A 6,899-nucleotide genomic window follows, 5' to 3' on the forward strand; every position below is an offset into this window, starting at 1 on the left:
CAGGGCCGCCGCCTTCGGGCTTCTCGTGAGCCCGTTACCGAGCCATCGAGGGTCCCGCCCCCACGCTGGGCTGCGTGCTCTTCTCCACGGGGACGGCCTTGCCGTCCGACCCCACGACCTTCCGGTCGCCCAGCGGTGCCTTCAACTGCACGGTCTGGTGGTAGACCTTGGCGATCATGATGCAGACCTTGTTCGGCCAGGGAGTCGCGGTCACCGTGACCTTCACCTGGTCCGACCCCTCGACGGCCGCCGCCTTGTAGTCCGCGCACACCCCGCCGGTGAAGGCCACGGTCAGGCTCTTCCCGTCGGCCGAGTAACCGTCCACCTTGACGTCGTGCGGCGCCGACTTCGAGGTCGACGTGGGCGTCGGAGTCGGCGTGCCGGCCGAGGCCAGATACTTCGGGTCGATCGCCGGATACGTCACCGTGAAGTCGTCCTGCCCGCTCGACTCCCGCACCTTGAACAGCCAGGACGGCACCAGGACCTGCCGCCCGTCCACGGAGTGCAGCGCGAGCCCGAACACGGCATCCTCGACGGTGGCCTGCGTCGGCGTGGCGGTCGACGACCCGCAGGGCGCCTCCAGCCGGTCCTTCAGCGGTACGGGGCTGGCGCAGCCCCCGATGCCCATGCGGTGGTCGGTCTTCGGCGCCGCGTTCATCAGGTCCAGCGTCTTCTCCGCGCTCAGCACCGGATAGACGTCACCCTTCACCGGCGCCGCCAACTGCCCGCTCCCGCCGACCACTTCACCCTGGGCACTGACGGTCAGCCCGGTGGTCCACCCGTGCGTCGGTAGCCCGCCGAACACCGGGTCGGCGTTCACGACCCGCTGCGCGCCCATGAGTTGGCTCGCGTCCACCTTCGCGTCGTCCTGACCGACGGCCTTCAGCACCGGGGCGGCGGCCTTCTTGGCGACCGCGACTATCACCGGGTCGGTGGCCGAAGTGCCGGGATCGTGCGCGCACTTGAGGGTGTCGGTGCAGTTGTCGGTGCCGGGCGCGTAACGGCTGAACGTCCACATCCCCGGCGCCGCCTTGTTCACCTGCAGACTCGGCCCGCTCCCGTCCTGCCCGCCGACCTTCCAGTACTGCCCCTCGACCACCGGCGTCCCCGCGACACCGAGCGCCTTGGCAAGCCGGACCACGTCGTCCTTGGCGACATCACCCTGAGGCATGTAGACGGCCGCGGACCCCGGCCCACCGGGCAGACTCCCCACCGCCCGATACGTCTCCCCATACGGATTCGGCTCCCCGGACGCGATCCCACTCGTACCGCCCGAGGAGTACCCGTCGAGCGCCAGCACAGGCGGAGTCCCGGTACCGCCGGACCCCGCAGACCCCGTCCCGCCCTCCGAGCCTCCGGACGCGGACGACGCGAGATACGCCCCACCACCTCCGACGAGAAGCACGGCAGCGGCTACGGAGGCGATGACCAGGGGGGAGCGGGGGCGCGCGGGGCGCTTGCCGGGGGTGTGGTCCTCGTCAGTGAGCGTGGGCTGGTGGGCTTCCGGGGTGGGTGCCGCGGTGTCGGTCGCCTTGGTCCGGCCGGCCGCGCCCTCGGATACGGCCAGACCGATCACTTCCGGCCGGTCTGCGTCCGCGCCGGACCCTGCGGTGCTGCTCGCTTCCGGCCGGCCGGACCCGGCGTCGGATGCTGCGGGGCTGACCTCGTCCGTCCGATCGGCTTGCGCCTTCGACGCTGCCAGGTCGGCCTGTTCTGAGGGGGCGGTTTCTACGCCGGTTGCCTCGGGCCCCGTCTGCAAGGACCCGGTCCCCTCCGGCCTGCCACCACCGGCACCGGATGCCCGGCCTGCGCCTTCCGACGGGCCGGCCTTCATGCCGGACACCGCGGAACCGGCCTCTTCATCGGTTGCCTCGGGCCGTGTCTCCACGGGTGCTGTCTCCTCTGGCCGGCCGCCATCGGTGCCGGACGCCCGGACCACGCCTTCTGGCCGGTCGGCCTCAGCGTCCGATGCCGGGCCCGCACCTTCCCATCGGCCGGCCCCGTCCGTCCGATCGGCTTGTGCCTCGGACGTCGAATGGTCGACGTGTTTTGCAGGGGCGGTTTCTACGCCGGCTGCTCCGGGCTGTGTCTCCTCGGCCCCCGTTCCATCCGGTTGCCGGCCAATCTCGGTGCCGGATGCCCGGCCCGTGCCCTCCGGCCGGTCGGCCTTCGTGCCGGACGCCGTGGAACCAACTTCTTCCTCCCCCTCGACCCCGGAACCGGCGCCCGCCTCAACGTCCCCGCCGACAGACGCCGTAGCGCCAGCCGTCTCGTTCAGCCGGGACCCCCCGCCGTCACCCGCTACCCCGCCGCCCCCGGTGCCGTCGACCCCCCGCCCCTCCGCGGAGCCCTTCGCGGCGTCCCCCACGCCCCGCACGTCACCGGACGTGCCGGTCGTGTCGTCGTTGTCGGGTCGCTCGGTGTTCACCGCATCGCTCCTTCGGCTGCGCAACTGTCCCTTGACCCTGACCCGGCCCTGTCAAAGGGGCAGGCAGAAGGGTCGTATCCCGCATCCCCTTTACGGGGGACAGCGATGGGACGCAGCGGGGGAGCGCACGGTTCCCCGAGCGCGCCGACAAGAACGCCGGGAAGAACCTCGGCTCAGTCGCCGTACTCCGACATCCCCTCCAGCAGCCGAGCAGACTTCGACGGCACCGACACGCCGTGGATGAGCGACGGGGACACCGGAAGGGCGGCGATCCGGTCGGGAACCCTCCAGTGGGGAGCCATCCGGGCGCAGTCGCCGCGCAGCGCCGCGAGATCCGCGTCGCCCTCGCCTTCGACGTGGACCGGAGCGGGGCCGGAGAACTTGAGGTTCGTCATACGGCACCGTAGGCATGCCTGACCTCGCGAAGAAAGATCTACTATCGGGTAGTTTTGGCCGCTTCAGAGCCGCCGTGCCGACCGGGTAGCGTGAACTGTCAACGCAGCCTCCCTCAGGAGAGTCCTCGCCGTGCGCATTGCAGTCACCGGCTCCATCGCCACTGACCACCTCATGACCTTCCCCGGCCGCTTCGCGGACCAGCTCGTCGCGGAGCAGTTGCACACGGTCTCGCTCTCCTTCCTGGTCGACAACCTCGACGTCCGCCGGGGCGGGGTCGGCGCCAACATCGCCTTCGGCATGGGCCAACTCGGCACCGCGCCGATCCTGGTCGGCGCCGCCGGCTCCGACTTCGCCGAGTACCGCGACTGGCTCGACCGGCACGGCGTCGACACCGGCTCGGTCCGTATCTCCGAGACGCTGCACACCGCCCGCTTCGTGTGCACCACGGACGCCGACCACAACCAGATCGGCTCCTTCTACACCGGCGCCATGAGCGAGGCCCGCCAGATCGAGCTGAAGACCGTCGCCGACCGCGTGGGCGGCCTCGACCTGGTCCTGATCGGCGCCGACGACCCGGAGGCGATGCTCCGCCACACGGAGGAGTGCCGGACCCGTTCCATCCCCTTCGCCGCCGACTTCTCGCAGCAGATCGCGCGCATGGGCGGCGACGACATCCGCATCCTGCTGGACGGTTCGGCGTACCTCTTCTCGAACGAGTACGAGAAGGGCCTCATCGAGTCCAAGACCGGCTGGAGCGACGAGGAGATCCTCTCCAGGGTCGGCCACCGCGTCACCACCCTCGGCTCGCGCGGCGTCCGCATCGAGAGCGTCGGCGCGGACCCGATCGAGGTCGGCTGCGCCGAGGAGGAGCGCAAGGCCGACCCCACGGGCGTCGGCGACGCCTTCCGCGCCGGCTTCCTCTCAGGGCTCTCCTGGGGCGTCTCCCTGGAGCGCGCGGCGCAGGTCGGCTGCATGCTCGCGACCCTCGTCATCGAGACGGTCGGCACGCAGGAGTACCAGCTCCGCCGCGCCCACTTCATGGACCGCTTCACCAAGGCGTACGGCCACGACGCCACCTCCGAGGTCCGCACCCACCTGGCCTAGCTCAGGCGATACGGCGGACCAGGTACGCGGTGCCTCGGTCCGCCGGCTCTTCGCCGACGTACTCCTGCCCCCGCATCTCGCACCACGCCGGAATGTCCAGCCGCGCCGCCTCGTCGTCGGACAGCACCCTGACCGTCCCGCCGACCGGCACGTCCCCGATGACCTTCGCCAGCTCGATCACCGGGATGGGGCAGCGGCGGCCGAGCGCGTCCACGACGAGCACGTCCTCCTCCACGAGGGCCACCGGCGCCCCCGTCCCGACCTCGGCCCCCACCTTCTCCCGTACGCCCGCCACCGCCCCCGGCAGCACGGCGAGAAACCGCTCGACGTCCTCCTCCGCGGTCCCCGGCGGCAACGACACCCGCACATTCCCCTCACTCAGCACCCCCATCGCCTTCAGCACATGGCTGGGCGTCAGCGTGCTGCTCGTGCAGGACGATCCGGACGAGACGGAGAAACCCTCGCGGTCCAGTTCGTGCAGGAGCGTCTCGCCGTCGACGTAGAGACAGGAGAAGGTGACGATCCCGGGCAGCCGCCGTACCGGATCGCCGACCACCTCCACGCCCGGCACCACCTGCCGTACCCGCGCCCGGATCCGCTCCGTCAGTTCCCGCAGCCGTACCGCCTCCTGGGCCGCCTCCGCACGCACCGCGCGGAGCGAGGCCGCCGCGGCCACCACGGCCGGGATGTTCTCGAACCCGGCGGCCCGCCCCGACTCCCGCTCGTCCACGGGCCCTTGGGCCGCGAACCGCACCCCCTTGCGCACCACCAGCAGCCCGACCCCGGCCGGCCCGCCCCACTTGTGCGCGCTGGCCGCCAGCAGCGACCACGCGCCCTCGACCGGCCCCCAGCCCAGCGACTGCGCCGCGTCGACCAGCAACGGCACCCCCACCGCCCGGCACGCCTCGGCCACCTCGGCGACCGGCTGCACCGTCCCCACCTCGTGGTTGGCCGACTGGAGACACGCCAGCGCGGTGTCGGAGCGCAGGGCGTCCGCGTACGCCGCGACACTCACCGCCCCCGTACGGTCCACCGGAACCTCGGTGGACGAACCGCCCTCCGCGACCAGCGCCTCGGCCGAATGGAGCACGGAAGAGTGTTCAACCGCTGACACGATCAGGTGACGCCCGACGCGCCGCCGTCCCGCCAACGCCCCCGCGATCCCCGTGTGTACGGCCCGGGTTCCGGAGGCCGTGAACACCAACTCGTCGGGGCGACACCCGACGGCCTCGGCGGCCGCCTCCCGAGCGGCGTCCAGCAACATCCGCGCCCGCCGCCCCTCCCGGTACAACCGGGCGGGGTCCGCCCACCCCTCGTCCAGGGACGCCAACAGCGCCTGTCGGGCGACGGGATGAAGCGGAGCGGAGGAGGCGGCATCAAAGTAGGACACACAGCAACGTTAAAACGCGGATCGGTCACGGAGGGGCGCACGACTGTGACATCTGCGGCTCCGCCGCGGGGCGCGAGCAACCACAACGCACCCCCCACCCGCCCAAACCACCCCAACCCGCGAGCTATTAGGCGCCCGGAGTAACCCGCGGCGCGTATGCCACCCTCCCCGCGAACCCTCGGAAGGCGTCGGCTAGGGTTTGGTCCGCATAAACATCCAAACCCCTGCCCGACGCAGGGCGGCGACCGACCCGCGAGAAGGCAGGCCGCAGCCAATCCGCGCGGGCGAGACTCTCGGGAAGGCGCTACGTGAGTCCCAACGGCTCCGACCGCTCGCCGCGGCGCCCGATGCGGCGGAAGCTGCTGCAGGCAATGACTGCGGGCCTGGTCCTGGCGACCGCGACCGGTTGCACATCCAAGGACTTTCCTCGCCTTGGTTTCCCCACCCCCACCACGGAAGAGGGACCGCGGATCCTCTCCCTGTGGCAGGGATCCTGGGCTGCCGCGCTCGCCGTCGGCGTGCTGGTGTGGGGCCTGATCCTGTGGAGCGTCATGTTCCACAGGCGCAGCCGCACCAAGGTCGAGATCCCCCCGCAGACCCGGTACAACATGCCCATCGAGGCGCTGTACACGGTCGTTCCGCTCATCATCGTCTCGGTGTTGTTCTACTTCACCGCCCGCGACGAGACGAAGCTCCTGAGCCTCGACAAGAAGCCCGACGTGACGGTCAACGTCGTCGGCTTCCAGTGGAGCTGGGGCTTCAACTACATCGAGAACGTCGACGGTGTCAGTGGCGACGCGACGACCGACAAGAACCTGGCCGCGATCCCGGACCGGTTCAAGAAGGAGTTCCCGGCGAACGCCGGCGGCGTCTACGACGTCGGTACGCCCGCCACGAAGAACCCGCAGAACGGCAACCCGGGTCCGACCCTCTGGCTCCCCAAGGGCGAGACGGTCCGCTTCGTCCTCACCTCACGTGACGTCATCCACGACTTCTGGGTGGTGCCGTTCCTGATGAAGATGGACGTCGTCCCGGGCCACACCAACGCCTTCCAGGTGACCCCCACCAAGGAGGGCACCTATCGGGGCAAGTGCGCCGAGCTCTGCGGCGTCGACCACTCCCGGATGCTGTTCAACGTGAAGGTCGTCTCGCCGGAGCTTTACCAGCAGCACCTCAAGGACCTCGCGAAGAAGGGGCAGACCGGTTACATCCCCGCTGGCATCGCGCAGACGAGCCACGAGAAGAACCGGGAGACGAACAACCTGTGAGCATCCTCAACGAACCTCAGGGTGCCGCGGCAGCAGAGTCCCACTACGCGGATGAGCTGCCGGTAAGGCGCAAGCAACCCGGTAACGTCGTGATCAAGTGGCTGACGACCACGGACCACAAGACGATCGGCACGCTGTATCTGGTCACGTCGTTCGCGTTCTTCCTGATCGGTGGCGTGATGGCGCTGCTGATGCGCGCCGAGCTGGCGAGGCCGGGTCTGCAGATCCTGTCGAACGAGCAGTTCAACCAGGCGTTCACGATGCACGGCACGATCATGCTGCTGATGTTCGCGACGCCGCTGTTCGCCGGTTT

6 protein-coding genes are annotated in these 6,899 nt (G+C 70.3%); 3 read left to right on the forward strand and 3 right to left on the reverse strand.

What is annotated here, in order from left to right; translation table 11 throughout:
• Positions 1 to 34: 34 nt before the first annotated feature.
• Together AB0M63_RS44010 and AB0M63_RS44015 are read right to left on the reverse strand one after the other, a co-directional pair.
• The gene (locus AB0M63_RS44010) at positions 35 to 1,834 is read right to left on the reverse strand and encodes a hypothetical protein (protein WP_366023343.1); all 1,800 of its coding nucleotides are present in this window, start codon (positions 1,832 to 1,834) and stop codon (positions 35 to 37) included.
• Positions 1,835 to 2,601: 767 nt separating this feature from the next.
• Entirely contained in the window at positions 2,602 to 2,823 is a 222-nt protein-coding gene (locus AB0M63_RS44015; protein ID WP_356064093.1) for a hypothetical protein, read from the reverse strand.
• Between the two features lie 130 nt (positions 2,824 to 2,953).
• On the opposite strand from AB0M63_RS44015, the gene AB0M63_RS44020 reads away from it, so the two are divergent.
• Positions 2,954 to 3,928, forward strand: coding sequence for a carbohydrate kinase family protein (locus tag AB0M63_RS44020; protein ID WP_355909717.1), 975 nt, complete (start codon positions 2,954 to 2,956; stop codon positions 3,926 to 3,928).
• A 1-nt stretch (position 3,929) separates the two neighbouring features.
• On the opposite strand, the gene AB0M63_RS44025 is transcribed toward AB0M63_RS44020, so the two are convergent.
• Positions 3,930 to 5,318: an aminotransferase class V-fold PLP-dependent enzyme gene (locus tag AB0M63_RS44025; protein ID WP_366023339.1), complete on the reverse strand. Its 1,389-nt coding sequence runs from the start codon at positions 5,316 to 5,318 to the stop codon at positions 3,930 to 3,932.
• A gap of 308 nt (positions 5,319 to 5,626) precedes the next feature.
• Here AB0M63_RS44025 and coxB point away from each other — a divergent pair, with 308 nt between their 5' ends.
• Both coxB and AB0M63_RS44035 read left to right on the forward strand, forming a co-directional pair.
• Positions 5,627 to 6,586, forward strand: coding sequence for a cytochrome c oxidase subunit II (gene coxB / locus AB0M63_RS44030; protein ID WP_355909723.1), 960 nt, complete (start codon positions 5,627 to 5,629; stop codon positions 6,584 to 6,586).
• Positions 6,583 to 6,899 (forward strand): cbb3-type cytochrome c oxidase subunit I (locus AB0M63_RS44035; protein ID WP_366023340.1); only part of this gene is annotated, 317 nt, incomplete at its 3' end. The genes coxB and AB0M63_RS44035, both read left to right, overlap by 4 nt.

It is taken from the genome of Streptomyces sp. NPDC051576 (assembly GCF_040681835.1).
In the GTDB taxonomy this organism is placed as follows: Bacteria; Actinomycetota; Actinomycetes; order Streptomycetales; family Streptomycetaceae; genus Streptomyces.

Bases quoted from the DNA above. Each gene is read 5' to 3' on its own strand.
- AB0M63_RS44015 (WP_356064093.1), bottom strand. From the start codon at position 2,823: ATGACGAACCTCAAGTTCTCCGGCCCCGCTCCGGTCCACGTCGAAGGC.
- AB0M63_RS44010 (WP_366023343.1), bottom strand. From the start codon at position 1,834: ATGAAGGCCGGCCCGTCGGAAGGCGCAGGCCGGGCATCCGGTGCCGGT.